This is a genomic window from Streptomyces sp. NRRL WC-3742, assembly GCF_000720635.1.
Taxonomy (GTDB): Bacteria; Actinomycetota; Actinomycetes; order Streptomycetales; family Streptomycetaceae; genus Kitasatospora.
The window spans coordinates 1-26028 of sequence record NZ_JOCF01000064.1 but is presented as its reverse complement, the minus strand read 5'-3'; the positions used below and the strand labels follow the sequence as shown (position 1 = coordinate 26028).

The following is a 26028-nucleotide window of genomic DNA, read 5'->3' as shown; positions in this document are numbered from 1 at the left end:
TGGCTGACCGGGTTCACCAGGTCCGGTGGTTAAAGCGCGGGTGATGTCGAGGCCCTTGTCGGGCACTCGGGGAGCGGGTAAAGCTTTTTTGAAGGTACATCGGCAAGTGTGGTGAGCTTGCCGGGACCATCGGAAGCGAACTGATCGTCCATCGTTACCAGCGGCCCAGTCCACTCCTGCAGCGTGGCATCTCCATGCCTGGCATGGAGATGACGCACTCCCGGGAAGGGGGGCTATGGCGCGACGGTGATCGCTGCGGCATTATGTGGGGCGGTTGATGAAACGTTGTCTTTGCTCTGACGCTGTTCCCCTGGAAGGTGTGATCGCATGCTTCGCACGATTCGTAACGCTCGCGTCGCGGTTGCCGTGGCTGCCCTGGCCGGTGCGCTGGCCGTCGGCGCCTACCTCCAGCTCGGCGCGGGCACCCCTGCCGACCAGGGGACGCAGACGACTCAGCAGGCGCGTACGGTCCAGGAGATGGACAGCAACTGGAGCTGAGGTTCCGGCCGTTGCGCGGACCCGTACGACAACGGTGCCGGGGCGTGGACCGTCCCGGCCGGGGATCGACCTCTAGTTGAAGCCGTCGGGGCGCTCGTGGTGGGCGGCCCGCGCCAGGACGTATCCCAGCTGGAAGAGCGAGTCGACCTGGTAGTCCTCCCGCATGTCGGCGATGTGCCGAGCCAGGGTGCGCTCGCTGATTCCGAGACTGCGGGCTATCACACGGTGACTGGTGCCCTTGAGCAGAAGGTCGATGATCGTCTGCCGTAGGCTCGACACCACCTGCTGGGGGACGATCCGGTCACCGTCGAATTCCAGGGCGCGATTCCAGTTCCGGTCGAAGATCTCCGACACGAAGAAACTGATGATGGCCCGGTCGTGGATGAAGGCCGCGGTGCTCAGGTCGTCCGCGATGGGGATGATCGCGGTCCGGCGGTCGACGATGATCAGTCTGGCGTAGGGTTCGTCGAGGGTTCTGACGTGTCCGCCGGCCTCGGTGATGGCGAGGACGTAGTCCCGAGTGGCCGCGTGGTACCTGGTGCTCGGGTGGTAGATCGTCCGGGTTACCGCACCCCGTTGGAGCAGGGCGAGATCACGGTCGCGGCTGCGTTCGAGCATTTCCGGAGGGCGGGGCCCGCCGGGCTGCGCGGCCAGGAACTCCTCGGTGCACGCGTTCGTCAGTTGGCTGAGCCGTTGGTTGATGAGCGCTTTTCCCTGAAGGTATTCGATCGTTCCGCCGGATTGCTTGGGAGCGTGGAACGCCGCGGCCAAATCCTTCAGGTCCCCCGGGAGGTCCTCCGCCCGTGACAGCAGATCGAGAGCCTTGCGCTGCCACGACGAGATGAGGCTTTCGGAGAGTTGCTGCGGGTCGGTGGCGGTGAGCACATCGGGTTCGTCGGTGTCGGGCACCAGCAAGCCGATATCGAGGAGTTCCTGCAGGTGCTTGGCCTCGGTATTGCTTCTCTCCTCGCATGACAGCCGACCGTGATTCTCGATCACCCGGAGATAGAGTTCCCGGGCGTCGACGGAGAGAACACCGAGCCCGCCTGATGTGAGCCCCGGTTCGGCCGTCTCGGTCATTTTGCGGCTCCCTGGTGTTTGTTCAGAACCGGACGAGGGCTGAGCGGTGCGATTCCCGCTGGGATCATAGGGGTCTTTCACGGGGATCAGCAGCTGATGGGCGAACTCGGCATACGGCTGCAGGGAGCACTCTCTCACCAAGACACCAGCCGCCGGCACCCCCCGGACAGGAGGGAACCGGCGGCTAGGGGGCGCTCGGTCAGCGCTTGGGGCGCCAGACGACGAGGGCGCTGGAGTGGGGGGAGGGCGGCTGGTAGGGGACGAGGTCGCGGCGGTAGGAGGCGTGGACCGCGGCCTCGCGCTGCTGGAGGGCGGCGGCCGCGCCTTCGAGGGAGTCGACGAGTTCGGCGACCCGGGCCTGGAGGGCGGCGACCTGGTTCTCCAGCTCGATGATCCGCTTGATGCCGGCCAGGTTGATGCCCTCGTCCTGGGAGAGGCGCTGGACCTCGCGCAGCTGCTCGATGTCGCGGGCGGAGTAGCGGCGGCCGCGCCCGGCGGTGCGGTCGGGGCTGACGAGCCCGAGGCGGTCGTACTGGCGCAGGGTCTGCGGGTGCAGGCCGGACAGTTCGGCGGCGACGGAGATGACGTACACCGGAGTCTCCTCCGTGAGCACGTACTGCGGCGCGGCCGGGGCCCGGCGGCGGCGCGGGCCGTCGCCGGGCAGGCCCTCGCCGAGGCCGGGGCCGATCGGGCCGCTGTCGGGGGTCATCGGGTTCGGGGACATCTGGTCGTCACGCTCCCTTCGCCGCCCGGAACAGGGCGGCTCGCGGGTCGTCGGAGGCGGTGGCCTCGCGGTACTGCTCCAGTGCGTTCAGGGCGTCTCCGGTGACGCTCTGCGGCACCACGACCTCGACGGTGACGAGGAGGTCGCCGCGGGTGCCGTCCTTGCGGGTGGCGCCCTTGCCGCGGGCGCGCATGGTGAGGCCGTTGGCGCTGCCCGGCGGGAGCTTGAGCTTGACGGCGGGGCCGCCGAGCGTGGGCACCTCGATGGTGGCGCCGAGGGTGGCCTCGGGGAAGGTGACCGGGACGGTGACGGTCAGGTTGTCGCCCTTACGGCCGAAGACGGCGTGGGGGTCGACGTGCACGGTGACGTAGAGGTCGCCGGGCTGTCCGCCGCGTTCGCCCTGGGCGCCCTTGCCCTTGAGCCGGATGCGCTGGTCGGCCTGGACGCCGGCGGGGATGCGCACCTGCATGGTGCGGGCGGAGCTGGCGCGGCCGCTGCCGTGGCAGTCGGTGCAGGGGTCGTCGACGATCATGCCCCGGCCGCGGCAGTCCTTGCAGGGCTCGGAGAGCGCGAAGGCGCCCTGGCCGCGGCTGACGGTGCCGGCGCCGACGCAGGTGGGGCAGACCCGCGGGGTGGTGCCGGCCTTGGCGCCGGTGCCGTTGCAGGTGCGGCAGGGGGACTGGCTGGTCATCCGCAGGGGGACGGTCGCGCCGTCGACGGCCTCCTCGAAGGAGAGCGTCACCTCGGTCTCGACGTCCGCGCCTCGCCGGGGCTGGGCCTGCCGGGTGCCGGTGCGGTTGAACAGGCCGCCGAAGACGTCGCCGATCCCGCCGCTGCCGCCGCCGCCCTGGGTGCCGCTGAACAGGTCGCCGAAGTCGAAGCTGTAGCTGCCGGTGCCCGGGCCGCCGCCGGCGCGGAAGCCACCGTTGGCGAAGAGGCTGCGGGCCTCGTCGTACTCCTTGCGGCGCTTCTCGTCGGAGAGGACGTCGTACGCCTCGGAGATGTCCTTGAACCGCTCCTCGGCCTTGGCGTCACCCTTGTTGGCGTCGGGGTGGAACTCGCGGGCCAGCTTGCGGTAGGTCTTCTTGATCTCGGTGGCGGTGGCGTCCTTGGGCACGCCGAGGACCTTGTAGTAGTCCTTCTCCACGTAGTCCTTACCGCTCACGGCTTGAGCCACCTCCCGAGTCCATCGTCACAGTGCTGTCAACAGTCAAGTGGGAAAGGGCTGTTGACAGCGCGCTGCGGAGTCGGCCGGGGTTACCGGCGTACGACTCCGCAGCGCACAGGTTGTCAGCTGTCACCGTTTGTCAGCTGTCCGAGCCACCGTCGGCCTTGTCCGCGTCGGCGGACTTCGCCTCGGAGTCCGGGGCGGAGGTCGTGGTGGTGCCCGGCTGGGGCTCCGCGACGGCGACCATGGCGGGGCGGATGATCCGCTCGCCGATGCGGTAACCGGGCTGGAGGATCTGCACGCAGGTGTCCTCGGTGACGTCCGAGGAGTAGCTGTGCATGAGCGCCTCGTGCATGGTCGGGTCGAAGGGCTCGCCCTCCTTGCCGAACTGCTGGAGGCCCAGCTTGGCGACGACCGTCTCCAGCGACTCGGCGACGGACTTGAAGCCGCCCGTCACCTCGCCGTGCTCGCGGGCGCGGCCGATGTCGTCCAGGACCGGGATCAGCGACTCCAGGATGTTGGAGATCGCGATCTCGCGGACGGTCAGCCGGTCGCGCTCGACCCGCTTGCGGTAGTTCTGGTACTCGGCCTGGAGGCGCTGGAGGTCGGCGGTGCGCTCTCCGGCCTCGCGCTTGGCGGCGGCCAGCTCGTCGGTGCCGCCCTCCGAGCCGGCACCGGCCGCAGCGGCCTCCTCGGCGGCCTTGATGACGGCCTCTTCGGCGGCGGAGTCGTCGCCGGGCTTGCCGCCCTGCGGCTTGTCCGTCATGCCGACGCACCGCCCTTGGGCTTCTCGTCGTCCACGATCTCGGCGTCGACGACGTCGTCTTCCTTGGCCTGGGCCGAGTCGCCGGCCGCGGCCGCACCGGCGGGGGCGTCGGCGTTGGCGTAGAGCGCCTGGCCGAGCTTCTGCGCGGTGGTGGAGACCTTCTCGGAGGCTTCGCGGATCTTCGCGATGTCCTCGCCCTTGAGGGCTTCCTTGAGCTCGCCGATGGCGGTCTCGACCTCGGTCTTGACGTCGGCCGGGAGCTTCTCGGTGTTGTCGGCGATGAACTTCTCGGTCGAGTAGACGAGCTGCTCGGCGGAGTTGCGCGTCTCGACGGCCTCGCGGCGCTTGTGGTCGTCCTCGGCGTACTGCTCGGCCTCGCGGCGCATGCGGTCGACCTCGTCCTTCGGCAGCGAGGAGCCGCCGGTGACGGTCATCTTCTGCTCCTTGCCGGTGCCGAGGTCCTTGGCACCGACGTGCATGATGCCGTTGGCGTCGATGTCGAAGGTGACCTCGATCTGCGGCAGGCCGCGCGGCGCCGGCGGCAGGCCCGTGAGCTCGAACATCCCGAGCTTCTTGTTGTACGCGGCGATGTCGCGCTCGCCCTGGTAGACCTGGATCTGCACGGACGGCTGGTTGTCCTCGGCCGTGGTGAAGATCTCGGAGCGCTTGGTCGGGATCGTGGTGTTGCGCTCGATCAGCTTGGTCATGATGCCGCCCTTGGTCTCGATGCCGAGGGACAGCGGGGTGACGTCGAGCAGCAGGACGTCCTTGACCTCGCCCTTGAGGACACCGGCCTGGAGCGAGGCGCCGATGGCGACGACCTCGTCCGGGTTGACGCCCTTGTTGGCGTCCTTGCCGCCGGTCAGCTCCTTGACGAGCTCGGCGACGGCCGGCATGCGGGTCGAGCCGCCGACGAGGACGACGTGGTCGATCTCGGACAGCGCGATGCCGGCGTCCTTGATGACGTTGTTGAACGGGACCTTGCAGCGCTCGAGCAGGTCCGTGGTCAGCTGCTGGAACTGGGCGCGGGTGAGCTTCTCGTCCAGGTGCAGCGGGCCCTCGGCGGAGGCCGTGATGTACGGAAGGTTGATCGAGGTCTCCATGGAGGAGGACAGCTCGATCTTGGCCTTCTCGGCGGCCTCGCGCAGACGCTGCAGGGCCATCTTGTCCTTGGACAGGTCGACGCCGTGGCCGGACTGGAAGACCTTGACCAGGTGGTCGACGACGCGCTGGTCCCAGTCGTCGCCGCCGAGGTGGTTGTCACCGTTGGTGGCCTTCACCTCGACGACCCCGTCGCCGATCTCCAGGAGGGAGACGTCGAAGGTGCCGCCGCCGAGGTCGAAGACCAGGATGGTCTGGTCGTCCTTGTCGAGGCCGTACGCGAGGGCGGCAGCGGTCGGCTCGTTGACGATGCGCAGGACGTTCAGGCCCGCGATCTCGCCGGCCTCCTTGGTGGCCTGGCGCTCGGAGTCGTTGAAGTACGCCGGGACGGTGATGACGGCGTCGGTGACCGTCTCGCCCAGGTACGCCTCCGCGTCGCGCTTCAGCTTCTGCAGTACGAAGGCCGAGATCTGCTGCGGCGTGAAGTCCTTGCCGTCGAGGTTGATCTTCCAGCCGGTGCCCATGTGGCGCTTGACCGACCGGATGGTGCGGTCGACGTTGGTGACCGCCTGGCGCTTGGCCACCTCGCCGACCAGGACCTCGCCGTTCTTGGCGAAGGCGACGACGGACGGCGTGGTCCGCGCGCCCTCGGCGTTCGTGATGACGGTGGGCTCGCCACCCTCCAGAACGCTGACGACCGAGTTCGTCGTGCCGAGGTCGATGCCGACCGCGCGTGCCATCGTTGGTACCTCCAGGAAAGAGTTGAGCTTTACGGACTCAAGGATGCACGACTCGACGAGCGGCGTCAACAGGTATGAGTGCCAGTCGCTCAACTTTACTGAGCCCTTATCTCCAGCCCCGGTCGCCGTCGTGGCGCGGGTGCACTCGCGTGACTGCCGCCATAGCTTGGGAATCTTCTGGAGAACCGTTGCCGACCGGTAATGTCCGGGCCGTCGGCCCGGCAAGTTACCGACCAGTACACTCAGTTCGGAAAAGTTCGGGACCCGAGTTCGGAAACCGAATACCCCGAGGGACCGTTGGCCCGCCAACTGCCCTCCAAGCCGCAGGAGGACGGAGAGCCGATGCAGCTAGCAGCGATCGTCATCTCGCTGGTCACCTTCGTGATCGGCACCGCGCTCGCCCTTCGTGCGGCGTGGCACATCTTCAAGGTGGTGACGACCGGCGCCGCGGACTCCACCCGCTTCGGCAAGCCCGCCCAGCGCGTGAAGACCGTCGCCATCGAGTTCGTCGGCCACACCAGGATGAACCGCTGGGGGATCGTCGGCATCGCCCACTGGTTCGTCGCCGTCGGCTTCTTCAGCCTGGTGCTCACCATCGTCAACGCGATGGGCCAGCTGTTCGACGCCGAGTGGGAACTGCCGATCATCGGTCACTGGATGATCTGGCAGCTCTTCGTCGAGCTGGTCGGCACCCTGACCACCCTGGGCATCGTGACCCTGATCGTGATCCGGCTGATGAGCCTGCCGTCCCGGTCGGGCCGCAAGTCCCGCTTCGCCGGCTCGATCGCCTGGCAGGCGTTCTACGTCGAGTACACGATCCTCGGCATCGGCCTCTGCATCATGATGCTGCGCGCCCTGGAGGGCGCCCTGGCCGGCGTCGACTCGTACGGCCCGGAGCACCTGGTCTCGTACCCGATCGTCTCCGCGCTGAGCGGCCTGTCGCACGGCACGCTGGAGAACCTGGTCTACCTCTTCGCGATGCTGAAGATCTGCATCTCCTTCGCGTGGGCGATCACCATCGGCCTCAACCCCTCGATGGGCGTGGCCTGGCACCGCTTCCTGGGCTTCTTCAACATCTACTTCAAGCGCGACGAGAACGGCGGCACCGCCCTCGGCGAGCTGCGGCCGATGACCAGCAACGGTCAGCCGATCGACTTCGAGGACCCGGCCGACGACGCCGTCTTCGGCGTCTCCCAGGTCGAGCACTTCTCCTGGAAGGGCATCCTCGACTTCTCCACCTGCACCGAGTGCGGCCGCTGCCAGTCGCAGTGCCCCGCCTGGAACACCGGCAAGCCCCTCTCGCCGAAGCTGCTGATCATGAGCCTGCGCGAGCACGCGTACGGCAAGGCCCCGTACCTGCTCGCCGGCGGCGGCAAGGACATGGAGGGCAACGAGCAGGCCACCGCCGAGCAGCTCGCCGGCGTCCCGGCGGCCGCCCTGGCCGAGGCCGAGCGCCCGCTGATCGGTACCGCGGAGGAGAACGGCGTCATCGACCCGGACGTCCTGTGGTCCTGCACCACCTGCGGCGCCTGCGTCGAGCAGTGCCCGGTGGACATCGAGCACATCGACCACATCGTCGACATGCGCCGCTACCAGGTGATGATCGAGTCCTCGTTCCCGACCGAGGCCGGGACGATGCTCAAGAACCTGGAGAACAAGGGCAACCCGTGGGGCATGGCCACCAAGGCCCGCCTGGACTGGGTCAAGGAGCTCAAGAAGGAGACCGGCATCGAGGTGCCGGTCATCGGTCAGGACATCGAGCCGGCCGAGGTCGAGTACCTCTACTGGGTCGGCTGCGCCGGCGCCCTGGAGGACCGGGCCAAGAAGACCACCAAGGCGTTCGCCGAGCTGCTGCACACCGCGGGCGTGAAGTTCGCGATCCTCGGCAAGGAGGAGTCCTGCACCGGTGACTCCGCCCGCCGCCTGGGCAACGAGTTCCTCTTCCAGATGCTCGGCGCCCAGAACGTCGAGACGCTGAACGCCGCGCTCGAGGACGCCCCGGTCAAGCGGATCGTGGCCACCTGCCCGCACTGCTTCAACACCATCGCCAACGAGTACCCCCAGCTGGGCGGCCACTTCGAGGTGATCCACCACACCCAGCTGCTCCAGCACCTCATCGACGAGGGCAAGCTGATCCCGGTCAACCCCGTCGAGGGCCTGATCACGTACCACGACCCGTGCTACCTGGGCCGCCACAACAAGGTGTACAGCCCGCCGCGCGAGATCATGGACAAGGTCCCGGGCCTGCGCCAGCAGGAGATGCACCGCCACAAGGAGCGCGGCTTCTGCTGCGGCGCCGGCGGCGCCCGGATGTGGATGGAGGAGCGCATCGGCAAGCGGATCAACACCGAGCGCGTGGACGAGGCGCTGTCCCTCAACCCGGACATCGTCTCCACCGCCTGCCCGTTCTGCCTGGTGATGCTCTCCGACTCCGTCAACGGCAAGAAGAACGAGGGCGCGGCCAAGGAGCACCTCAAGGTGGTCGACGTGGCCCAGCTGCTGCTCGACTCGGTGAAGGCGACCCCGCCCGCCGAGACCGAGGAGCCTGTGACGGCGGACGCTTAGCCGTCCCTGTTCGACGGTTCTGCAACAACTGCCCGGCCCGGAGGACGCCGCCAACGCGCCTTCCGGGCCGGGCATTTCGGCGTCCTGGGCGGCCTGCGGCAGTACGGCGGGGGTACGGGGAGTGACGCTGATCGCACAACCGCCGGACGGGCATTCGGTTCGAAGGAAATACAGTAGGCGCCGGACCGGCCGCACGCCGGCCGACGCGTGCCGGGCCGAGGCCGGCCGGGAGCACACCACGACGGAGGTATCGGCCCACCCAGGGCCGGGCCGCGGAGAACCAAGGGGAACAGCGCAGACCATGACCGAGGCGATCATGCTGGTCGGTGGTAAGGGCACGCGACTGCGTCCGCTGACCACCCACACCCCCAAGCCCATGCTGCCGGTGGCCGGCGTCCCGTTCATCGCGCACCAGCTGGCCCGCGCGGCGGCCGCCGGTGTCACCAGGGTCGTGCTGGCCACCTCGTACCTGGCCGAGGTGTTCGAGGACCACTTCCAGGACGGCACCCCGTACGGCATCGAGCTGGTCTACCTGACCGAGCGCGAGCCGCTCGGCACCGGCGGCGCGATCCGCAACGCCGCCTCCGGCCTGACCTGCGGCCCGGACGAGCCGGTGCTGGTCTTCAACGGCGACATCCTCTCCGGCGTCGACATCGCCGCCCTGCGCGACGGCCACGTGGCCGCCGGGGCCGACGTCACCCTGCACCTCACCCGGGTCGAGGACCCGCGCGCCTTCGGCCTCGTCCCCACCGACGGGGACGGGCGGGTGCTGGAGTTCCTGGAGAAGCCGGAGACGCCGGAGCAGATCGTCACCGACCAGATCAACGCCGGCTGCTACGTCTTCACCCGCTCGGTGATCGACCGCATTCCCACCGGCCGGGAGGTGTCCGTCGAGCGCGAGACCTTCCCCGAGCTGCTCGCCACCGGCGCGCTGCTGCGCGGCGTCGTCGACACCTCGTACTGGCTGGACCTCGGCACCCCCGGTGCCTTCGTGCGCGGCTCGGCCGACCTGGTCCTCGGCAAGGTCGACTCCCCGGCCGTCCCCGGCCCCACCGGTGACGCCCTGCTGCTGCCCGGCGCCACCGTCCACCCGGGCGCGGTGCTCAGCGGCGGCACCGTGGTCTCCGAGGACGCGGTGGTCGAGGCCGGCGCGATCGTCGAGGGCAGCGTCGTCCTGCCGGGCGCCGTGATCGGCCCGGACACCCTGGTCAAGGACTCCATCGTCGGCGCCTACGCCACGGTCGGGGACCGATCGGCGCTGGACGGCGCCGTGATCGGCGACGGCGCGATCGTCGAGTCGGACAACGAGCTGCCCGCCGGCATCCGCATCGCCTGCGGCACCCTGCTCCCGGTCGGCGCCGTGCGCACCTCCGCCGGCCCCGGCGGCTGCCCGGCCGGCACCGCGGCTGCCGCGGCCGTACACGGACCGTCCGTGTCCGCCCAGCGGTAGCAGCGGTACAGCGGTAACGGGGCAAATCCGGCCCCGTTCGTCTCAGGCTCGCTGCAAACCGGCCCCGGCTCCGTCCGGGGCCGGACGCGCGTCGGCCCCGGCGGGTACCTTCGGACCGTGGCTGGTAATCGATACGACAGCGGACAGGGCGCCGACCCGCGCGGCGGATGGACGCCCCCTCCGCCGCCGCCGGCGCCCGGGGGGAACGCCCACGGGCGGGCGGACGGGCCGGAGTACTTCACGGCCCCGCACCCGGGCACCGGCCCGGCAGCCCACGGGGGGCCGGGGGGAACGGTCGGCGACGGGTACGGGCAGGGCGAGTACGGACAGGGCGGGTACGGGGGGTACGGCGGCTCCGACGGGGGCGGCCACGAGGCCCACGACCCGTACGCGGCCGACCAGCCCGGCAGCACCCGCGCCTTCCCGACCGGCGACCCGTACGGGCAGGAGCAGCCGTACTACGACGAGGGCGGCTACGGGCAGGAGCAGCCGGCTCCGTACGGCCCCGGTGCCGGCGCTCGCCCCGGCCCCGGCCAGGACAACGTCGCCGTCTACCGCGCCGGCGGCCAGTCCTCCCCGCGCGCCACCGGCCCCCGCCCGCAGTGGCGCGAGCTGCTGTTCGGCATCGTCCGCACCCCGACCGCGATCTTCGACCGCACCCGCGACCACCAGGTCTGGCTGCCCGCCCTCGTCGTCTCCCTCCTGTACGGCGCCCTCGCCGTGCTCGCCATCGGGCTCACCCGCGACGACATCGTGGACTCCACGTTCGGCGTGGCCCTCACCGGCATCGCCGTCGGCGCGGTCAGCTTCACGATCGTCGGCGCGGTCTTCGGCGGCGTCACCTACGCCCTGGCCCGCCAGCTCGGCGGCGACGGCCCGTGGCGCTCGACGATCGGCCTGGCCGCGCTGATCGGCTGGCTGACCGACGCCCCCCGGCTGCTGCTGGACCTGGTGCTGCCCTCCGGCAGTGCCTTCGTCCAGGCCGTCGGCTGGGCCACCTGGGCGCTCTGCGCCTACCTGCTGACCGCCATGGTCCGCCGGGTGCACGACCTGCCCTGGGGCAAGGCGGCGGGCGCCGCGGGCGTGCAGCTGCTCGCCCTGCTGGTGCTGATCAAGCTGCCGACCCTGGGCTGAGCGGCTGCGGGCAGAATGGGGGCGGGCCCCGGTCACCGGCCGGGCCGCCCGCACCCTCCCGCAGTCCACACCCACCGGAGCCAGGCATGACCCTCCCCACCACCCACGTCAGCTTCCCTGCCGGGGCGGTGAGCGGCGAGTCCCCGGTGCTGGCGGTGCACCCGCTGGCGGACGGCCGGTACGCCGTCGTCACCGAGGCCACCCCGTTCCACCCGCTCGACCACACCTGGCCCGACCAGCCGGCCGACCACGGCGTCCTCGCCGTCGACGGCACCGAGTGGGCCGTCGTCGACTGCCTCACCGGCGCGGTCGGCCCGGACGGCGGTGGCCTCCTCGTCGGCGCGGACATCCCGGTCCGCCGCGGCGACGAGGAGTGGTCCTGGCTGGTCCTGCACGTCCTGGACACCGACCCGGGCGCCATCGCCGGCCGCACCGCCGCCCTGGCCGTCGACGCCGAGCGCCGCGCCGCCCTCAGCGCCTCGCACAGCGGCTGCCACCTGCTCGCCCTCGCCCTCAACGCCGCCCTCGCCCCGCGCTGGCGCAAGGACCCGGGCCGCTCCGACGCCTTCGGCCACCCGGACTTCGACAGCCTCGCCATGGCGAGCTCGGTGATGGACACCGCGGCCAGCACCGACACCTACCGCCTCGGCAAGTCCCTCAAGAAGAAGGGCTTCACCGCCGACGCCACCGAGGACCTCCCCGCCCTCGCCGACGCCCTGCCCGCCCTCACCGAGGCCGTCAACGAGCGCCTGGCCGCCTGGGTCGCCGCCGACGCCCCCGTCCGCATCGACGTCCCCGGCCCCGAGCTGACCGCCCGCCGCCAGTGGCACTGCGAGCTGCCCGAGGGCGCCGCGCAGATCTTCTGCGGCGGCACCCACCTGCACCACCTCGGCGAGCTCGCCGAGCTGCGCACCGAACTGCGGCTCTCCGAGGACGGCACCGAACTGATCGCCGTCACCAGCCCCGAGCGGGCCTGACCGCACACGCCGAGGGCGGCCACCCCGATCGGGATGGCCGCCCTCCGTGCGTGCTCCGTCTGTCCTCAGACCTTCGAGTCCTCAGATCTTCGAGCGGTGGAAGTTCAGGTACGAGCGGGACGGCGTCGGACCGCGCTGGCCCTGGTAGCGCGAGCCGTACCGCGCCGAGCCGTAGGGGTGCTCCGAGGGCGAGGACAGCCGGAACAGGCACAGCTGCCCGATCTTCATCCCCGGGTACAGCTTGATCGGCAGTGTCGCGACGTTCGACAGCTCCAGCGTCACGTGCCCGCTGAAACCGGGGTCGATGAAGCCCGCCGTGGAGTGCGTGAGCAGGCCCAGCCGGCCCAGGCTCGACTTGCCCTCCAGCCGCGAGGCCACGTCCTCGGGCAGCGTGATGACCTCGTACGTCGAGGCCAGCACGAACTCGCCCGGGTGCAGGATGAACGCCTCGTCCCCGTCCGGCTCCACCAGCCGGGTCAGGTCCGGCTGCTCCTCGGAGGGGTCGATGTGGGGGTACTTGTGGTTCTCGAACACGCGGAAGAAGCGGTCGAGGCGCACGTCGATGCTCGACGGCTGGATCATCGCCGGGTCGAAGGGGTCGACGACGACCCGACCCAGGTCGATTTCGGTCCGGATGTCCTTGTCAGAGAGCAGCACGCCTCGAGGTTACGTGCACGACGGGGCCCCGGACGAATCCGCCCGGGGCCCCGTCCCACTCCGTGTCGTTCTCAGGCCAGGAACTCAGCGGCCTCCAACCGCATCGCCCTCGCCAGCTGTGCCGTCGACAGCTCCCGCACGTCGGCCAGCACCGAACTCCGCATCCGTCCGCACTGCGGGCACCTGATCAACCGCCCCGGCCCGAGCCGCCCGGGCCCGAGGTTCTGCATCGGGAACGTGGTGGTGCTGAACAGGTGCCCCTCGGCACAACGAACGACGGCGCGCTGATCCATCGATCCCCTTCCCATCCCTAACCCAGTACTCACCCGTACTCACGCGCCCCGGCGGACCAGGCCCCGGGACAGCGTCACATTAGGGGATGTTCCGGACATTCCACACCATGGCTCGCCGCCCCGCCCCCACCCACCGGAGCACCTTCACGCGGCCCAAACAGTACGCCCCAACCCACCCCCCGCCCGGCTCCGCCACGACCCCCGGCCACCTGTGCAACCACAGTCTCGGATGGGGTACAGTGACACCGGAATGAGCGGTCCCTGACGGCTCATCAGGCGGGCGTAGTTTAATGGTAGAACATGAGCTTCCCAAGCTTAGAGCGCGAGTTCGATTCTCGTCGCCCGCTCCAGCAGTAAAGGCCCAGCTCAGGGGCATGATCCCCGAGCCGGGCCTTTCGTGTTTTTGGGCTCCCGTGCCCCCTGCGTGTCTCTACGGCTGGTCGGGCGGTGTCGTGCCCCGGCCGAGAGCATCGTTGATCGCGGTGTCCATGCCGTCCGCGATCTTCTTGTCCCGCTCGCTGGTCGCGTGCTGGTAGATCAGCGCAGCCCGGACGGAGGCGTGCCCCATGCGGGCCATCAGCTCCTTGAGGCTGGCCCCGGTGGCGGCGGCCAGGTTGTTGCCGGTGTGCCGCAGGTCGTAGAAGCGGAAGCCCGGCATGCCCGCCTTGGCGCGAGCCTTCCGCCAGATTCGCCCGAAGGTGGTCCGGCGGAACGGGGCGCCCTTCTCGCCGACGAACAGCAGGCCCTCATCCCCCTTCTCGGCGAACAGCTCCAGGTGCAGCCGCACATCCGGCAGGACGGCGGCCGGGATGGTCACGACCCGCTTGCCCGCTTCGGATTTGGTGTCGCCGAGTGCCCGTCGGCCGGTGTTGAGTTCGGGGGCGGCGAGCCGGACGCGGACCGTACTTGCCAGGAGGTCGATGTCCTTGCGCCGCAGCTCGGCCAGTTCCTCCGGGCGGAGCGTCGTGAAGGCGGCGAGCAGGACCATGGCGCGCCAGCGCAGCCCCACGTACTCGGCCAGCTCGTAGACCTTCTCGATGCTGGCGACCCCGCGTTCCTCGGCGGACTCCTTGCCCGCACCCTTGATCCGGCACGGGTTCCGGCGGATCAGCTCGTCGTCGGTCGCGGTGGCCATCACTGACTTGAGCAAGCGGTACGCCTTCGCGGCCGTGGTGTGCTTGCCGGTGGCCCGGAGTTCGGCCCGCCAGGCACGGACGAGCGGAGGCGTGATCTCGTCCAGGTCGAGGTCACCGAAGTTCGGCTGGAGGTGCAGCCGCAGCAGCCGGCGGTACAGCTCCAGGGTGGTCTCCATCAGGCCGCGCTCGGTGATCCACGCGTCGGCGTACTTGCCGAAGTTGACCGCCCCGGCGTCGGGGTCTCGCCAGTCCTTCTTGCGGATGCTGGTCTGCATCTCGGCAAGCCAGTCGTCCGCGTCGGTCTTCGTCTCGAAGGTCTCGGGCGCCGGCCGAAGCATGCCGGTCGGGTCGAGGTACCGGGCCTGGAAGCGACCGGAAGGGAGCTTGCGGATTCGGCCGAACTGCCGTCGCTTGCTTGCCACTTAGGCCACCACTCGCAGTCGACGAGACCGGGGCTGCACGGTGTTCGCGGCCACGTACTCGGACAGGGCTGCCTCCGTGATGCGCACGTGACGGCCGACCTTGACGAAGGCGATCCGGCGCTCGGCGACCAGGCGTCGGGGGAACCGCTCCCCGCTGGTCTCCCAGGTGCCGAGGCGTTCAGCTACCTCCTTGATCGTCAGCAGGTGACCCATGCTGATTCCCCCTCTTCTCGCGCGAGTTGTGCGCGCATCTCCTGCCGGTCGGTGGTGTGGCGTTCGTACAGGTCCCGGGCGATGGTGGCGGCGAGCATGGACTCGCCCGGGGAGTTCCCGGCGCCGGCGAAGGCCCAGTGGGCGACGACCAGGGTCTCGGCTTCGGGCAAGTCGTCCAGATCCGGGAGGCCGGCGGCGAGGAGGCGTTCGCGGAGTTCGGTGCGGGCCTGGTCGGCGCGGTAGTCGGCGCGGACCTGTCGCAGGGCGCCGAGGGTGGTGGAGTAGGTGGGGGACTTCGACGAGAAGTGGCCCCGGAAGCCGAGCATGTGGGACCAGTGCGCGAGCAGGCGGCCGGGATAGTGCGGGTCGAGGTCCCAGCAGGCTTCGATCAGGCGGCGGGTGTGGTCGGGCAGGTCGTGCCGGTCGAGTTCGTGGCGTTCCAGGAGGCGGCGGTCCACGGTCTCGGTGGTCTCGGCGGACTTAGTGGCGTACTTGGCGATGTAGGAGGCGACGGCCCGTTCCGTGATCTCCCCGCTGGCGAAGGCGCCGATCGGGCGGACGTCGACCTGTGTGCCCCATTCCAGGACGCGGGCGGGCTGGTCGCCCCCGGCGGCGACGGGGAGACCGGCGCGGCGGGCGGCGGCTCGGATCGCGGCGTCCAGCAGGGCGACGGTGGCCCAGGCGGGCGGGGGCGTGTCGGGTCCGCCGGGGCCGTCGATGCGGATGACGGCGTGGAAGTGGACGGCGCCCCGGCGCTGGTACTCGGCGACCTTGCCGAACGAGATCTTCGCCTGCTCCTTGAACTCGTACTGGTACAGCCCGGCCATCTTCGCCATGGTCCGGAACAGGTAGACGGTGAAGCGGCGCCACAGGTCCGGGGCGTGGTTGTTCCACAGGACCGCGTGCCCGTAGTCGTACTTCTCCGGGTCCAGCGGCGTGCCGAGCATCGGTGAGCCGGAGGGGTGGGCGTGGCCGCAGCGGCAGGTGCCCGTGTCGGGCCGGTTGTGGACCGGGCCGAACGAAGGGGCGGTGAGGGTCGCGAAGACCCGGGGGTGAGAGCGGACCGTGTCCGGGACTCCCTTGGTGGTGTCGCCGGCGAGTCCGGCGCGGATCAGGTGAAAGGTGTCCGCCGAGTAGGTCCGGGCACACGAGGGGCAGCGGGAAGCCCGGCGGTTGCCGCAGGCGACCTTGAGGCGTGCGCCGGGTTCGTGGTCAGTGGAGTAGCGGTGCCAGACGGCGCCGGTCGGGGCGTGGGTGAGGGTCCGGAAGCCCTGGAGGTGCATCGGGTTGGAGCAGCCGCCGGTGCGGCGGAGCTGGTCGTGGAGGCGGGGGAGGTCTCCCCGGGAGGTGAGTCGGGCCAGGTCGGCGAGGGCCAGCCGGTTCGCCGCGTCCGGGAGAGCAGAGATGCGGGTCATGCGGCGACCTCCGTGGAGGTCAGGAAGGCGTGCGCGATGTGGGCCGTGTAGGCCGGCGGAATGGCTTCGCGCAGCCCGTCGCGGCTGGCCCAGGGCATCCCCATCACGTCGCGGGCGAGGGGGACGTTCGAGAAGTTGCCGACGATGTGCATGAACTCGCCGTCGTGCACGGGGCGGCCCATCTTGGCGTTGGGCGCGAGGTGACGGGGGTGGTGCAGGTGCGCGACCGGGAACGAGGTCTCGAAGAGCCGGTGCCGGTAGGTGCGAAGGCCGAACATGGTCCCGCACAGCTCGACCGGGTCCAGGAGCGGGGCGCCGGGGACGTTCTCGATGACGTACGGGCGCCCGATGGCGGCGAGGAGTTTGCGCAGCGGCTCGACCAGGTCGGGGTGGTCGTTGCCCCGGATCTTCTGGGCGTTGGTGTACCGCTGGCAGGGCGGGGAGGCGTGGATCAGGTCGAACTCGGTGCCGTGCTCAGCGAGGTAGGCCAGCGCGTCAGCCTGGTGGAAGGCAAAGGGATAGCGGGGCTGAGGGGCGGTGTCGATACCGGTGACGTTGAACCCGGCGAGGCGGTAGCCCATACCGGCACCTCCCTGGCAGCAGAAGAGGTCGAGGACGCGAAGGCCGTTGGCGGTGCGCGCGGGCAACTGGTGGGTCACGGGAGTTCACCTCCTGCGAGGGCCCCGGAGCCGGGCTGGTCGGCTCCGGGGCGGAGCGGCTCAGGACGGGTTGGCGGGCTTCTGGTGGCGGTTGAGCCACTGCTCGGCGCAGACCTTGTGGACGGGCTTGCCACGGTCGGAGCGCAGGTTGGTGGGCCTGTCGCAGACGCCGCAGGGGGCGGGCTTGGGGGCCCAGTGCTTGGAGTCGCGCCAGTCGAGGAGGGCCATCGGTCAGGCCGCCTTTGCGATGGCGAGCGGGCGGGTGACGGTGCCGGTGCCGTGGCAGGTGTGGCAGTTGACCGGGATGGTGGCGCGGGAGCCGTTGCGGAGGCGGACGCCGGTGGCGATGGCGACGGAGGCGAAGCCGGAGCAGTTCGGGCAGATCCGGTTCGGGGTGTGGTCGTGCTGCGGCATGATGGTGGTCTCCTTCGTGGGCTTCGGTTCGGGAAGGGGTTGCGGCCTCGGGGCGGCGGGATGCTTGGCGGCGTGTTGCCGCCCCGGGGCCGGTCTTCTGATCAGCGGCGGCGGGTCGTGCGGCCGTCGCGCTTGTGCGCGTACATGTCCCGGTCGGCGGAGCTGAGCGCGTCCGTGAGCGAGACGACCGGCAGCTCGGCGACGCGGCAGATGCCCACCGAGGCGGAGGCCGGGAGCGTGAGGCCGGCGTACGGGACCGGCTGGTTGAGCGCCGCGCGCAGTTCGGACAGGCGCGCGGGGGCGTCCAGGGCGACGACGGCGAACTCGTCCCCGCCGAGGCGGGCCGCGATGCCGGTACGGCCGCACCAGGCGGACAGGCGGCCGGCCGTCGCGGTGAGCACGACGTCGCCGGCAGCGTGGCCGTAGGTGTCGTTGGTGGCCTTGAAGTCGTCCAGGTCGATCAGCAGCACCGAAGCGCGGTCCGGACAGCGTTGGGTCAGCCGGTGGGCGCGGGCGGTGAAGCCGTCGCGGGTGTGGAGCCCGGTGAGCGGGTCGCGGCGAGCGGTGGCGAGGCGACGGTTCAGCCAGGCGCTGTGGGTGGTCCATCCGATCAGCGGCACAGCGGCGGCGAAGGCCGTGGGGAGATCCATGGTGGTCCTCCGTGATGGGCGGGCGCGGACGAAGGGGGGTTGCGATCGCCGGGGCGGCGGGATGCTGGCGGCGTGTTGGCCGTCCCCGGGGAGGTCAGAGGCCGAGGCGCTGGGCGCGGGCGGCGGCCCGGTCGAGCAGCTGGTGGATGTCGGCCTGGCGGGTGGTGGGGCGGTCGTTGTACTCGTCCGGGGAGCGGACAGGGCGGCCGGTGGCGTGCAGGATCTCCATGAGCTGCACGCGGGCGGTGGTGACGGTGCAGGGGGTGCCGTAGCCGTGGGCGAGGACGGCGGCCTGGGCGCCGAGGAGGCAGACGCGGCCGGCGGAGTCCCACATGGCGCCCTGGAGCCAGCCGAAGGCGCCGATGTAGCGGGAGGCGAGGCGCAGGTGGCCGGCGGCGCTCACCGGCACCGGGCGGGCCGGGCGGTGGGTGAGCCGGTCGAGGAGTGTGAGCCGGGGGACCGGGTAGCCGGCGTTCCAGGGCTGGACGGTGGAGCCGAGCGGCGAGACGTACGGGACGGCGATGCGCGCCGGAGCGGGCAGGGAGGCGAGGTACGCCTCGATCTCGGCGACGAGGCCGGAGCCGTCCACGGTGACCAGCGGCGGCAGACGGACATTGGTCTTCATTGTCAACTCTCCTGTCTCTCTTACTACTTGGTGGTGGTCTTGTTGATGACGGAAACGCCGTCGTGGGTGGTGTTGTCGATCAGCGGGGCGGCGGAGGTGTCGGCGAGGTAGAAGCCGAGGAGGACGAGCACGGCGACGGCCCACCAGCGCAGCCGGAGGTGCCGGACGATGAGCCAGGCGACGATCGCGAGGACGAGCAGGAGCGGGAGGTGGATGTTCACCTGGTGTGCCCTTCAGGCGAGTTCGGCGGCGAGCGCCGAGGCGAGCGGGTCTTGGACGCCAAGGAGGGTGCGGAGTGCGGCGGCGTCGATCGGCGCGCCGGTGCGGGCCCGGTGGTCGGCGGCGACCTTGCGGGCGTGATCGAGGAGGAAGGCCGGGACCGTGGGCGCGGTGGTCGGCGTCGGGACCGGCGCGGGAGCCGGTTCGATCGCCGGAACGGGCGCGGGGGCCAGGACGGGGATCGCCTCGACGGGCGGTTCGGTGACCGACTCGACGGCCGGGACGTAGAGCGGCTGGGCGTCGTCGGTCTCGGTGCCGTCCGGTTCCGGCTCGACCACCAGGGGCTCCTCAGCGGGAGCGGGGGCCGAGTGGGCGAGCAGCATGCCGCCGAGGAACGCGGCGGCGGGCCAGCCGGCGACCAGGACACGGAGCCAGGACGGAGCGTTGCCGAGGTCGAGCAGTCCGGCGGTGCCGACGTTGGCGCCGAGCGAGGCGACCAGCGCGACGATGAACCAGCACCAGGCGAGCCGGCGGGCGGTCCCGGAGCGCATCCGGCGCCAGGCGGCGACGAGCAGCAGGTCGACGGAGACCGGGTAGGCCCAGGACTTCCATCCGGCCTGTCCGGCGGCTTCGGCGAGGTCGTGCAGGTGGGCGAAGGAGAGTGCGGCGGCGATCACTGCCTGTGCGAGTACGGCGTCCAGCTTGGGGAGTCGGCGCATGGCGGGCCCCGTCAGAACTGGTTCTTGTCGAGGGAGAAGAACAGGACCGCGCCCTCGGTCAGCTCCGGCCGCAACCTGGTCAGCCGGGCGATGGCCAAGCTGAAGATGTCGGCGCGGCTCATACCGGGCTCAGGCGTGATGGTGTCTGCGAAGGTGCCGAGGGCGGTCGCTGCGGGCGTGGTCCGCTGCATCGTGAGGACGCAGAGGAAGGTGTCCTGCTGCATTGCTGTCTCCTGAGAGAGTGCGGCCGGGCGGGGCCCTGATGGCTTGCCGCCCAGGCCAGCGGTTGGCGTTAAGCGGGGGTGGCACCGGTGCCGAGGCAGTCGAGGCAGGTGGCCTCCTGCTCGGCGACCGGGCGGCGGCGGGCGCCCCGGCCGGCGTAGACGGTCTCGGTGGTCTGGCCGGTGCCGTTGCAGGGGCCGCAGGGCACGGGCTTCGGCTTCGCGGTGCGCTTGCGGGCGGCCACCGGGGTCACCCGCTGTTGCGCTGGGCGCGGTCAGCGGCGGCGCGGGCCTCGCGGGCGATCTGGGCGGCGTCGCGGTCGTCCGGGTTGGCGTTGGCGATGCGCGCCAGGAGGTCGGCCTTCTCGGCGAGCAGCGGGCCGGTGTCGGCCCTGTTCTCGCGGGTGGCCTTGAGGTGGCCGAGGAAGGCGCCGATCTCGGCGATGGACGGCTTGCGGGACATGGCGGTTACTCCTCGTCCGAGTCGGCGGAGCCGTACCAGGGGCAGTCGCGTTCGTCGTGGTCGATGCCGGTCTCGGCGCCGTTCTCGTCGCCGCAGTGTTCGCAGAACATGGATCTCCTGTGTCAGGGCGTGGTGGGGTAGGGACTTGGCGCGAAGCGGTCGCGCGGGCCGTTGGTGTGAGGTGCTGCTACTTGCCGAGCGAGACGGGTACCAGGGCGGGCGGCGTCGAGGGCATCGGCGGGATGACGACCGGGCTGGCGACCTGCGGACGGAAGGCCGCCAAGCGGTCCAGGTGGGGCGTCAGGTGCGCGAACTCGGCGCAGCGCTGGGCGACTTCGGTGAGCGAGCGGTACGGCGTGCGGATCTCGGACCACGCGCCGGAGGTGTCGCCGGCGACGGCCGTGCCGGGCATGTCCGGGCTGATCTTCGTGGCGGCGAGGACGGCGGCGTCGGAGATGTCGCCGAGCCCCATCTTCGCCGTCTCCAGGTCGTTGACCCGGTGGACGGTGCGGCCGGTGAGCTGGGAGCGGAGCAGGGTCGCGCCCTTGCCCAGTTCCGAGCCGAAGCGCTGACCGGAGATCTCCAGGAAGATGGCGGCGGCGCGGGCGAGTTGGGCGAGCCGGATGAGCGCCGTGACGATCTGGTTGCGGCGCTCCTCATCGGCCCTGCTGGCCACGAGGAACAGTTCGGCGATCTCGTCCACCAGGACGACGATCGGCACGGGCCGGATCTTCTCGGGCAGGCCCCAGATGTCGGCGGTCAGGTCCTCGGCCGCGACCGAGCCGGGAACGCCCTGGTGGTCGCGGATGAGGTTGTACCGGTCGTCCATCTCGACCAGCAGCGCGAGCAGCAGTCCGAGCGCCTCACCCTGGTCGGTGGCCAGAGCGGACAGGCGCGGCGCGAAGGGGCGCTGTTCGACGCCGCGCTTGCAGTCGATGCCGACCAGGGCGACGGGCTGCGGGGCGAGGCCGTGGATCAGGTTGCGGGTGTGCATCGACTTGCCGGACTGGTTGGCGCCGAGGTTCAGCTCGTTCGGAGCCTGCCGGTAGTCCCGGTAGTGCACGGTGCCATCGGCCCGCAGCGCGACCGGAACCCGCAGCAGAGCACGGGACTTGGCCATGGCCCGGCGGGGCATGCGCACGTTGCGCAGCACGTCGAAGCCGACGATCCGCAGGTCCACGATGCCGGGCTTGACCTCCGAGACGTGGACCGCGTGGACCTCCCAGGCGTGCCGCAGGCGCTCGGCGGCGTCGACCAGGTCCGTCGTCTGCTGGCCACGGGCGAGCCGCAGCCGGAGCCGGAGGCCGGTCGAACTCGCCTTCATGCCACGGATCTTGGGCATTGCGGGCCCGGCCGGCCGGTTGGTGGCGGACGAGGCCATGGCGCGCCAGAACGAGGGTTCCACGGTCAGCCCGCAGGCTTCCATGACGTTCTCGTAGTCGTGCCGGACGCGGTAGACGGTCCTCGGGATGCCGACCGTCGCCCAGTAGGCCCGGGGCATCTTGGCCTTCGCGTAGAGCGTGCCCGAGCCGACAGCGGCGGCGGGGACGCTCAGCTCCAGGAGCGCGGTCGTGAGGGCGTCCACGACGATCAGCCGTTCGCGCCGGCGAGGACCGGGGCGGAGACCGTCACGGCGTCGGCCCGGAACGCGATCCCGGAGCGCTTCTGGCCGTTGAACTCGCTCTCCCACGGCCGGGCGATGAGCCGGGTGAGGCTGACCAGCACGCCGGGCGCCAGGCCCTCGGGGATGCCCGGCTGCGGCACGGTCAGGGACAGGATGTCGGCCTCGCCGTTGGCCACGAACGTGACGTCCAGGGTGACCAGCGGCACGCCGGTCTCGGCGTCCATGGCCATCTCGCCGGTCTGACGGTTCTTGAGCTTCGGGCGGGGCGCCTGGGCGACCATCACCAGGGCGCCGGTCGTGTCGACGGGGATGAAGCGCATGAGCTGGGCTCCTTCATCTTCGGCGGCCCCAGAGAGGGGCAGCCGGGGAAAGGTGGCGGCGTGTTCAGCGGCACCCTGCTAAGGGAGGGTTACCACCTGGGGTCGAGCCCCTCCGAGTGCTAAGGGGGGCTTACCACTAGACTGGACCCGCCTGGCCAGAGTGTCAAGCCCCCCTTACCATTGGCCGCATGAGAGTTGCTCCGCATGTCGGATGGGAGAGGCCGGGCCATGATCGATGAGGTCCGTCGCGTTGCAGCCATCAAGGACCACCGCGTCCGGGTCAAGGCGTCTGTGGAGTTGATGGAAGAGCTGCAAGCGGCGGTAGTCGAGACCTCCCGGATGCGAAAGGAAAGCATCGCCTGGCTTCGACAGAACGGCCTCTCCATGGCTGAGGTCGCGAAGCTCATGGGAGTCAGCCGCGCACGCGTCGCCCAGTTGAAGGATGCGGGCCCGCCGGCGGAGCGCGCGTTCCTCGGCGTGGACCGGGTGAGCGTGGCCGTGCCGCAGCGGCCCGGAGAGCGAGAGTACGTCGCAGTCGAGGACAGCGCGACCGGGCAGCAGCTGATCAACCTTGCACACCGGCTCCAGCTCGACGGCGAGCTTGAGTACATCCCCACCACCGGGGCGATCGACCTGGACCGAGACGGGTTGGTCGTCGTGTGCGGGCCGAAGACGTCGCCCGTCACCGCCGCTGCTCTGGCGGCTGATCCACGACTGTCGTTCGAGACGCTCGCGGACGGCCGATGGGCCCTGATCGACCGCGAGAGCGGCAGGACGATCACGTCGCCCACCGATGACCCTGACGAACCTCGGCTTGCGGACGTGGCCTACCTCGGGCGCCTGCCCCGGCCGGACGGCGCTGGATTCTTCCTGCTGGTCGCCGGCGTACACGCAGTCGGATCACTTGGGGTCGCGCACTACCTATCGGGCCACATCGCCGAGCTGTACGAAGAGGTCGGGGACCAGCCGTTCTCCATGGTCATCGGCTGCGACTACGAGGCCGGCACCAAGCGCGTACTCACCAGCCAGGCCCTAACCGGTGCGCTCCGACACGAGGGAGCCTGACGTGCTGGTGTCGGTCGCGTCGGCCCCGAACCCGGGTCGGATCAACGAGGACTTCGCCGTAGTCAGCCCGGAGACTGTCGTCCTCCTCGACGGGGCCGGACTGCCCAGCGGTATGGACACCGGCTGCATACACGGTGTGCCGTGGTTCGTCCGGACCCTTGGCACGAACATCTCTAAGCACGCCATCGAGCGGCCGGCGGCGCTGACCGAGTGCCTGGCGGACGCGATCGAATCGACGGCTCAACTTCACGCTGGCACGTGCGACTTGGGCAACCCCATGACGCCGACGTCCACGGTGGCCATCGCGAGGGCCCGAGGGGGCACCTTCGAGTGGTTGGTGCTCGCGGACTCGACCATCGTGATCCGGTCTGATGGGCTCGACGCAATCTCGGATCACCGGGTGTCGGAGGTCACTAGCCGGCAACGAGCGGAGATGGCAACCGACTTGGAGCACCTGGAAGAGCGCAAGCGGCGGATCGCCCTGGCCTTCGCACAGCGCCAGCTCATGAACACCGACGGCGGCTACTGGGTTGCCGCTACCGATCCGAGCGCGGCCGTGTGGAGCCTGACCGGCGAGACTCCGCTACCAACCGTGCGAGCTGCAGCGGTTCTGTCAGACGGTGCGGCCCGAGCCGTCGACGACTTCGCGGTGATGGGTTGGCCCGAGTTCATGAGCCGACTGGAAGCGGACGGCCCGTACAACGTCATCGACCACACACGAGAGCTCGAACGATCAGACCCGCAGAGGCGATGCTGGCCCCGCACGAAGTGCCACGACGACGCCACGGCGGTGCTCATGCAGCGGGAGCTGGAAGGCCCAATTGGCAGGCGGTGAGCTATCTCCAGGACGTGGGCGCCAACGCCGCGCAGGCCCAGGCGGGCGGGTGTGGGATGAGGTTAGGTAGCAGGGTAGTTGGGGTGAGGTAGAGGGGTGACTGTTACAAGTTTCGCTACTGGTTCAAGGGCGCGCACAGCGCGCCAGCGCGCGGCCCTGCCGCTCGCCGTCGCTCCTGTCTGCGCCCCGCTTCGGCGGCGGCCGGCCGCGCACGTCGAGCGTGCGGCCGGGGATGCCGATGGTGAGGGAGCCCGCCGGGCGGACAGCGCGGGTCAAGGCGTGAGGCTCCGCCGGGCCCTCCTCGGAGGGGACCTGGGGCAGGCGCACGGGTGCGGCTTCGACGGGGTGATCGTGGGGGTCGCGGGAGGCCCCCACCTCGACCGGACACCCAAGGGCGTACCCGGAACCCCCAGGGGCCGCCAAGGCCAAGCGCAAGCGTCACCGGGTGAGCCTTGGCGGCCCCTGGAGAACCCGGGAGCGGCGAAGCTGCCCGATCGAGGAGGGGACCACCCGCTCAGCCCGAGCCATGGCCGGCGGCCAAGACCGCTCCGCAACCCGGGACCACCGGTTGCCGTCCCGATTGGCGGACCTTGCCGGAGAGGGTGTGCGATGCAGACCGCGCGTACGTCACTGGCGGCGGCTATCGCGGTCGGCAGCGCGAGGCTACTGTTCTCGAATCTGCAGGTCAGGGCGCCTAGCCTGATGGCAGCAAGATGGCCATAGTTGGCGGGGCTGGCGATGGGGGCCGAGCCGTTCGATCAAGTGAATGTGATGTAGGTCACACTCGCTTGCTGTGCGTCGCCTTGCTGTCGGCGCTACAGTGAAACCACTCCTCCCCGCCGTCCGGGTTCGTCCCGCACTGGCGGGGATTATCTTTTTCCGGGGCAAAGTCGCCCCGCTCGGGAGGGGTGCATGGCAGATCGGGTGGTTGTCTTCTTCGACTACCAGAACACGTACATGGGGGCGCGCCGCACGTTCCACCAGCGGTGGGACCCGTGGTCATGTGGCCAGTTCGACCCTGTGGCATTTGCGCAGCATGTTGCCCAGGACAGCAAGTATCCGCGTGTGCTGACCCAGGTCCGCATCTACCGGGGCCTGCCAGATGCGACGAAGCAGCCGGGACCGTATGCTGCCGCCCGTCGTCAGCATGCATCATGGCAGCGTGATCCCCTGGTGCACCTGGTGACGCGCCCGCTCAAGTACCCGCAAAACTACCCGAACCACCAGACCGGCGAGCGTCCGCAGGAGAAGGGCATCGACGTTCAGCTCACGCTCGACTTTGCGGTCATGGCATCCAGGGGACAGTACGACATCGGGATCATGGTGTCGACTGACACGGATCTGAAGCCGGCCCTGGAGTTCGTCGCGGACCTGACCCGCACAGAGGGAAAACCTCGCGCCGAGGTGGCGGCCTGGTCGGCAGAAGGGCAGTACTCCCGTCGCCTGGCGATCACAGGAAGGCCGCCTCTGTACTGCCACTGGGTTGGGGAAGACGTTTACAAGGGGCTGAAGGACACCACCGACTACACCATCGGCACGTAGTCATGGCTGCGTCCCCTGCAAGGCATGTTGCGCCGTGCCCCAGCCGTGCCCCTAGGGGCGGGAACTGACGGTAAGTCGCGGTCAAAGCGAGCCGGCCCGAACGAGACTTGGGAGCGCCCGAGTTTGCCAAAGTGCCTGGTCAGAGCCTCTTGGAGTCCGATCGGTTGGCGAGATTCCCAAGCTTAGAGCGCGAGTTCGATTCTCGTCGCCCGCTCCATACCGAAAGCCGCAGGTCATCTGACCTGCGGCTTCTGTGTTGTCCGGGCCGGGTGGGCCCGGCCGGTTGCCGGGCGGGCGGGCTCGGGCGGAGGTGGGGGTTACGCCTCGCGGGGG

General features: G+C 70.3%; 29 protein-coding genes, 1 tRNA gene and 1 pseudogene. 9 read left to right on the top strand and 22 right to left on the bottom strand.

From position 1 onward, the window contains the following. Positions 1-327: 327 nt before the first annotated feature. Entirely contained in the window at positions 328-498 is a 171-nt protein-coding gene (locus IH61_RS47310; protein WP_158845418.1) for a hypothetical protein, read from the top strand. A gap of 72 nt (positions 499-570) precedes the next feature. On the opposite strand, the gene IH61_RS0130065 is transcribed toward IH61_RS47310, so the two are convergent. The 5 genes from IH61_RS0130065 to dnaK form a co-directional block, all read right to left on the bottom strand. Then, positions 571-1578: a TrmB family transcriptional regulator gene (locus IH61_RS0130065; protein WP_031075565.1), complete on the bottom strand. Its 1008-nt coding sequence runs from the start codon at positions 1576-1578 to the stop codon at positions 571-573. Between the two features lie 199 nt (positions 1579-1777). Next, positions 1778-2287 (bottom strand): heat shock protein transcriptional repressor HspR, encoded by a 510-nt coding sequence (locus IH61_RS0130060; RefSeq protein WP_051838362.1) that lies wholly within the window; start codon positions 2285-2287, stop codon positions 1778-1780. 22 nt (positions 2288-2309) lie between these two features. After that, positions 2310-3467: a molecular chaperone DnaJ gene (dnaJ, locus tag IH61_RS0130055; protein WP_031075561.1), complete on the bottom strand. Its 1158-nt coding sequence runs from the start codon at positions 3465-3467 to the stop codon at positions 2310-2312. 142 nt (positions 3468-3609) lie between these two features. Then, positions 3610-4236 carry a nucleotide exchange factor GrpE gene (gene grpE, locus IH61_RS0130050; RefSeq protein WP_031075558.1) on the bottom strand — a complete coding sequence of 209 codons (627 nt, stop codon included), beginning with the start codon at positions 4234-4236 and terminating at the stop codon, positions 3610-3612. Further along, positions 4233-6077, bottom strand: coding sequence for a molecular chaperone DnaK (dnaK, locus tag IH61_RS0130045; protein WP_031075557.1), 1845 nt, complete (start codon positions 6075-6077; stop codon positions 4233-4235). The genes grpE and dnaK overlap by 4 nt, the downstream gene beginning before the upstream one ends. A gap of 342 nt (positions 6078-6419) precedes the next feature. Here dnaK and IH61_RS0130040 point away from each other — a divergent pair, with 342 nt between their 5' ends. The 4 genes and pseudogenes from IH61_RS0130040 (at position 6420) to IH61_RS0130025 (ending at position 12203) form a co-directional block, all read left to right on the top strand. After that, entirely contained in the window at positions 6420-8642 is a 2223-nt protein-coding gene (locus IH61_RS0130040; RefSeq protein ID WP_031075555.1) for a (Fe-S)-binding protein, read from the top strand. 301 nt (positions 8643-8943) lie between these two features. Beyond that, positions 8944-10017, top strand: a pseudogene (locus tag IH61_RS0130035) (sugar phosphate nucleotidyltransferase); the annotation flags it as partial. Positions 10018-10209: 192 nt separating this feature from the next. Then, complete coding sequence (locus tag IH61_RS0130030) at positions 10210-11226, top strand: Yip1 family protein (RefSeq protein ID WP_051838358.1); 1017 nt, start codon at positions 10210-10212, stop codon at positions 11224-11226. 86 nt (positions 11227-11312) lie between these two features. Further along, positions 11313-12203, top strand: a complete 891-nt coding sequence (locus IH61_RS0130025; RefSeq protein ID WP_031075547.1) for a metal-dependent hydrolase — start codon at positions 11313-11315, stop codon at positions 12201-12203. An 81-nt stretch (positions 12204-12284) separates the two neighbouring features. Here IH61_RS0130025 and dcd read toward each other — a convergent pair whose 3' ends face one another. Both dcd and IH61_RS41705 read right to left on the bottom strand, forming a co-directional pair. Continuing rightward, on the bottom strand, positions 12285-12860 hold the full coding sequence (gene dcd, locus IH61_RS0130020; RefSeq protein ID WP_031075545.1) for a dCTP deaminase: 576 nt from the start codon (positions 12858-12860) through the stop codon (positions 12285-12287). A gap of 71 nt (positions 12861-12931) precedes the next feature. After that, entirely contained in the window at positions 12932-13168 is a 237-nt protein-coding gene (locus IH61_RS41705; protein WP_420714007.1) for a hypothetical protein, read from the bottom strand. 261 nt (positions 13169-13429) lie between these two features. On the opposite strand from IH61_RS41705, the gene IH61_RS0130010 reads away from it, so the two are divergent. Then, positions 13430-13503: transfer RNA gene (locus IH61_RS0130010), tRNA-Gly, on the top strand. Between the two features lie 80 nt (positions 13504-13583). Here the strand turns inward: IH61_RS0130010 and IH61_RS0130005 are convergent. The 15 genes from IH61_RS0130005 to IH61_RS0129930 all read right to left on the bottom strand — a co-directional run bounded on the left by IH61_RS0130005 (position 13584) and on the right by IH61_RS0129930 (position 22253). Beyond that, positions 13584-14711, bottom strand: a complete 1128-nt coding sequence (locus IH61_RS0130005; RefSeq protein WP_031075543.1) for a tyrosine-type recombinase/integrase — start codon at positions 14709-14711, stop codon at positions 13584-13586. Then, entirely contained in the window at positions 14712-14924 is a 213-nt protein-coding gene (locus tag IH61_RS0130000; protein WP_031075541.1) for an excisionase family DNA-binding protein, read from the bottom strand. It lies immediately after the preceding gene. Beyond that, a complete protein-coding gene (gene repSA / locus IH61_RS0129995; protein WP_031075538.1) occupies positions 14909-16339 on the bottom strand; it encodes a replication initiator protein RepSA in 1431 nt (476 codons plus the stop codon). Before repSA ends, IH61_RS0130000 begins: the two co-directional genes overlap by 16 nt. Beyond that, positions 16336-16998: a DNA cytosine methyltransferase gene (locus IH61_RS0129990; protein ID WP_051838357.1), complete on the bottom strand. Its 663-nt coding sequence runs from the start codon at positions 16996-16998 to the stop codon at positions 16336-16338. The genes repSA and IH61_RS0129990 overlap by 4 nt, the downstream gene beginning before the upstream one ends. Before the next feature lie 60 nt (positions 16999-17058). Continuing rightward, positions 17059-17226 carry a hypothetical protein gene (locus IH61_RS47925; RefSeq protein WP_199823409.1) on the bottom strand — a complete coding sequence of 56 codons (168 nt, stop codon included), beginning with the start codon at positions 17224-17226 and terminating at the stop codon, positions 17059-17061. A gap of 3 nt (positions 17227-17229) precedes the next feature. Continuing rightward, positions 17230-17412 carry a hypothetical protein gene (locus IH61_RS0129980; protein ID WP_031075534.1) on the bottom strand — a complete coding sequence of 61 codons (183 nt, stop codon included), beginning with the start codon at positions 17410-17412 and terminating at the stop codon, positions 17230-17232. Between the two features lie 101 nt (positions 17413-17513). Beyond that, positions 17514-18062: a GGDEF domain-containing protein gene (locus IH61_RS0129975; RefSeq protein WP_031075532.1), complete on the bottom strand. Its 549-nt coding sequence runs from the start codon at positions 18060-18062 to the stop codon at positions 17514-17516. A gap of 94 nt (positions 18063-18156) precedes the next feature. Beyond that, positions 18157-18687, bottom strand: coding sequence for a DUF6197 family protein (locus IH61_RS0129970; protein WP_031075530.1), 531 nt, complete (start codon positions 18685-18687; stop codon positions 18157-18159). A gap of 23 nt (positions 18688-18710) precedes the next feature. After that, positions 18711-18908 carry a hypothetical protein gene (locus IH61_RS0129965; RefSeq protein WP_031075528.1) on the bottom strand — a complete coding sequence of 66 codons (198 nt, stop codon included), beginning with the start codon at positions 18906-18908 and terminating at the stop codon, positions 18711-18713. A 12-nt stretch (positions 18909-18920) separates the two neighbouring features. Next, positions 18921-19625: a DUF2637 domain-containing protein gene (locus IH61_RS0129960; protein WP_031075525.1), complete on the bottom strand. Its 705-nt coding sequence runs from the start codon at positions 19623-19625 to the stop codon at positions 18921-18923. Positions 19626-19636: 11 nt separating this feature from the next. Continuing rightward, complete coding sequence (locus IH61_RS0129955; protein WP_031075523.1) at positions 19637-19849, bottom strand: hypothetical protein; 213 nt, start codon at positions 19847-19849, stop codon at positions 19637-19639. A gap of 68 nt (positions 19850-19917) precedes the next feature. Beyond that, positions 19918-20091, bottom strand: coding sequence for a hypothetical protein (locus tag IH61_RS47920; RefSeq protein WP_199823408.1), 174 nt, complete (start codon positions 20089-20091; stop codon positions 19918-19920). 5 nt (positions 20092-20096) lie between these two features. Further along, a complete protein-coding gene (locus tag IH61_RS0129945) occupies positions 20097-20309 on the bottom strand; it encodes a hypothetical protein (RefSeq protein ID WP_031075522.1) in 213 nt (70 codons plus the stop codon). Positions 20310-20496: 187 nt separating this feature from the next. Then, positions 20497-21894 carry an FtsK/SpoIIIE domain-containing protein gene (locus IH61_RS0129935; protein ID WP_031075519.1) on the bottom strand — a complete coding sequence of 466 codons (1398 nt, stop codon included), beginning with the start codon at positions 21892-21894 and terminating at the stop codon, positions 20497-20499. A 5-nt stretch (positions 21895-21899) separates the two neighbouring features. Further along, positions 21900-22253: a hypothetical protein gene (locus IH61_RS0129930; RefSeq protein ID WP_031075517.1), complete on the bottom strand. Its 354-nt coding sequence runs from the start codon at positions 22251-22253 to the stop codon at positions 21900-21902. Positions 22254-22481: 228 nt separating this feature from the next. Here IH61_RS0129930 and IH61_RS0129925 point away from each other — a divergent pair, with 228 nt between their 5' ends. From IH61_RS0129925 to IH61_RS45110, 3 genes are all read left to right on the top strand, one after another. Further along, on the top strand, positions 22482-23318 hold the full coding sequence (locus IH61_RS0129925) for a hypothetical protein (protein WP_031075515.1): 837 nt from the start codon (positions 22482-22484) through the stop codon (positions 23316-23318). Position 23319: 1 nt separating this feature from the next. Then, positions 23320-24153 carry a protein phosphatase 2C domain-containing protein gene (locus IH61_RS0129920; RefSeq protein ID WP_031075513.1) on the top strand — a complete coding sequence of 278 codons (834 nt, stop codon included), beginning with the start codon at positions 23320-23322 and terminating at the stop codon, positions 24151-24153. Between the two features lie 912 nt (positions 24154-25065). Next, positions 25066-25695, top strand: a complete 630-nt coding sequence (locus IH61_RS45110; RefSeq protein ID WP_031075508.1) for an NYN domain-containing protein — start codon at positions 25066-25068, stop codon at positions 25693-25695. Positions 25696-26028: the final 333 nt, after the last annotated feature.

Bases quoted from the DNA above. Each gene is read 5' to 3' on its own strand.
- IH61_RS47925 (WP_199823409.1), bottom strand. From the start codon at position 17,226: ATGGCCCTCCTCGACTGGCGCGACTCCAAGCACTGGGCCCCCAAGCCC.
- IH61_RS0130065 (WP_031075565.1), bottom strand. From the start codon at position 1,578: ATGACCGAGACGGCCGAACCGGGGCTCACATCAGGCGGGCTCGGTGTT.
- IH61_RS0129925 (WP_031075515.1), top strand. From the start codon at position 22,482: ATGATCGATGAGGTCCGTCGCGTTGCAGCCATCAAGGACCACCGCGTC.
- repSA (WP_031075538.1), bottom strand. From the start codon at position 16,339: ATGACCCGCATCTCTGCTCTCCCGGACGCGGCGAACCGGCTGGCCCTC.
- IH61_RS0129980 (WP_031075534.1), bottom strand. From the start codon at position 17,412: ATGCCGCAGCACGACCACACCCCGAACCGGATCTGCCCGAACTGCTCC.
- IH61_RS0129945 (WP_031075522.1), bottom strand. From the start codon at position 20,309: ATGTCCCGCAAGCCGTCCATCGCCGAGATCGGCGCCTTCCTCGGCCAC.
- IH61_RS45110 (WP_031075508.1), top strand. From the start codon at position 25,066: ATGGCAGATCGGGTGGTTGTCTTCTTCGACTACCAGAACACGTACATG.
- IH61_RS0130025 (WP_031075547.1), top strand. From the start codon at position 11,313: ATGACCCTCCCCACCACCCACGTCAGCTTCCCTGCCGGGGCGGTGAGC.
- IH61_RS0130040 (WP_031075555.1), top strand. From the start codon at position 6,420: ATGCAGCTAGCAGCGATCGTCATCTCGCTGGTCACCTTCGTGATCGGC.
- IH61_RS0129960 (WP_031075525.1), bottom strand. From the start codon at position 19,625: ATGCGCCGACTCCCCAAGCTGGACGCCGTACTCGCACAGGCAGTGATC.
- IH61_RS0129955 (WP_031075523.1), bottom strand. From the start codon at position 19,849: ATGCAGCAGGACACCTTCCTCTGCGTCCTCACGATGCAGCGGACCACG.
- IH61_RS41705 (WP_420714007.1), bottom strand. From the start codon at position 13,168: ATGGGAAGGGGATCGATGGATCAGCGCGCCGTCGTTCGTTGTGCCGAG.
- IH61_RS0130000 (WP_031075541.1), bottom strand. From the start codon at position 14,924: ATGGGTCACCTGCTGACGATCAAGGAGGTAGCTGAACGCCTCGGCACC.
- IH61_RS0129930 (WP_031075517.1), bottom strand. From the start codon at position 22,253: ATGCGCTTCATCCCCGTCGACACGACCGGCGCCCTGGTGATGGTCGCC.
- IH61_RS47310 (WP_158845418.1), top strand. From the start codon at position 328: ATGCTTCGCACGATTCGTAACGCTCGCGTCGCGGTTGCCGTGGCTGCC.
- IH61_RS0130060 (WP_051838362.1), bottom strand. From the start codon at position 2,287: ATGACCCCCGACAGCGGCCCGATCGGCCCCGGCCTCGGCGAGGGCCTG.
- IH61_RS0129970 (WP_031075530.1), bottom strand. From the start codon at position 18,687: ATGAAGACCAATGTCCGTCTGCCGCCGCTGGTCACCGTGGACGGCTCC.
- IH61_RS0129975 (WP_031075532.1), bottom strand. From the start codon at position 18,062: ATGGATCTCCCCACGGCCTTCGCCGCCGCTGTGCCGCTGATCGGATGG.
- grpE (WP_031075558.1), bottom strand. From the start codon at position 4,236: ATGACGGACAAGCCGCAGGGCGGCAAGCCCGGCGACGACTCCGCCGCC.
- dnaK (WP_031075557.1), bottom strand. From the start codon at position 6,077: ATGGCACGCGCGGTCGGCATCGACCTCGGCACGACGAACTCGGTCGTC.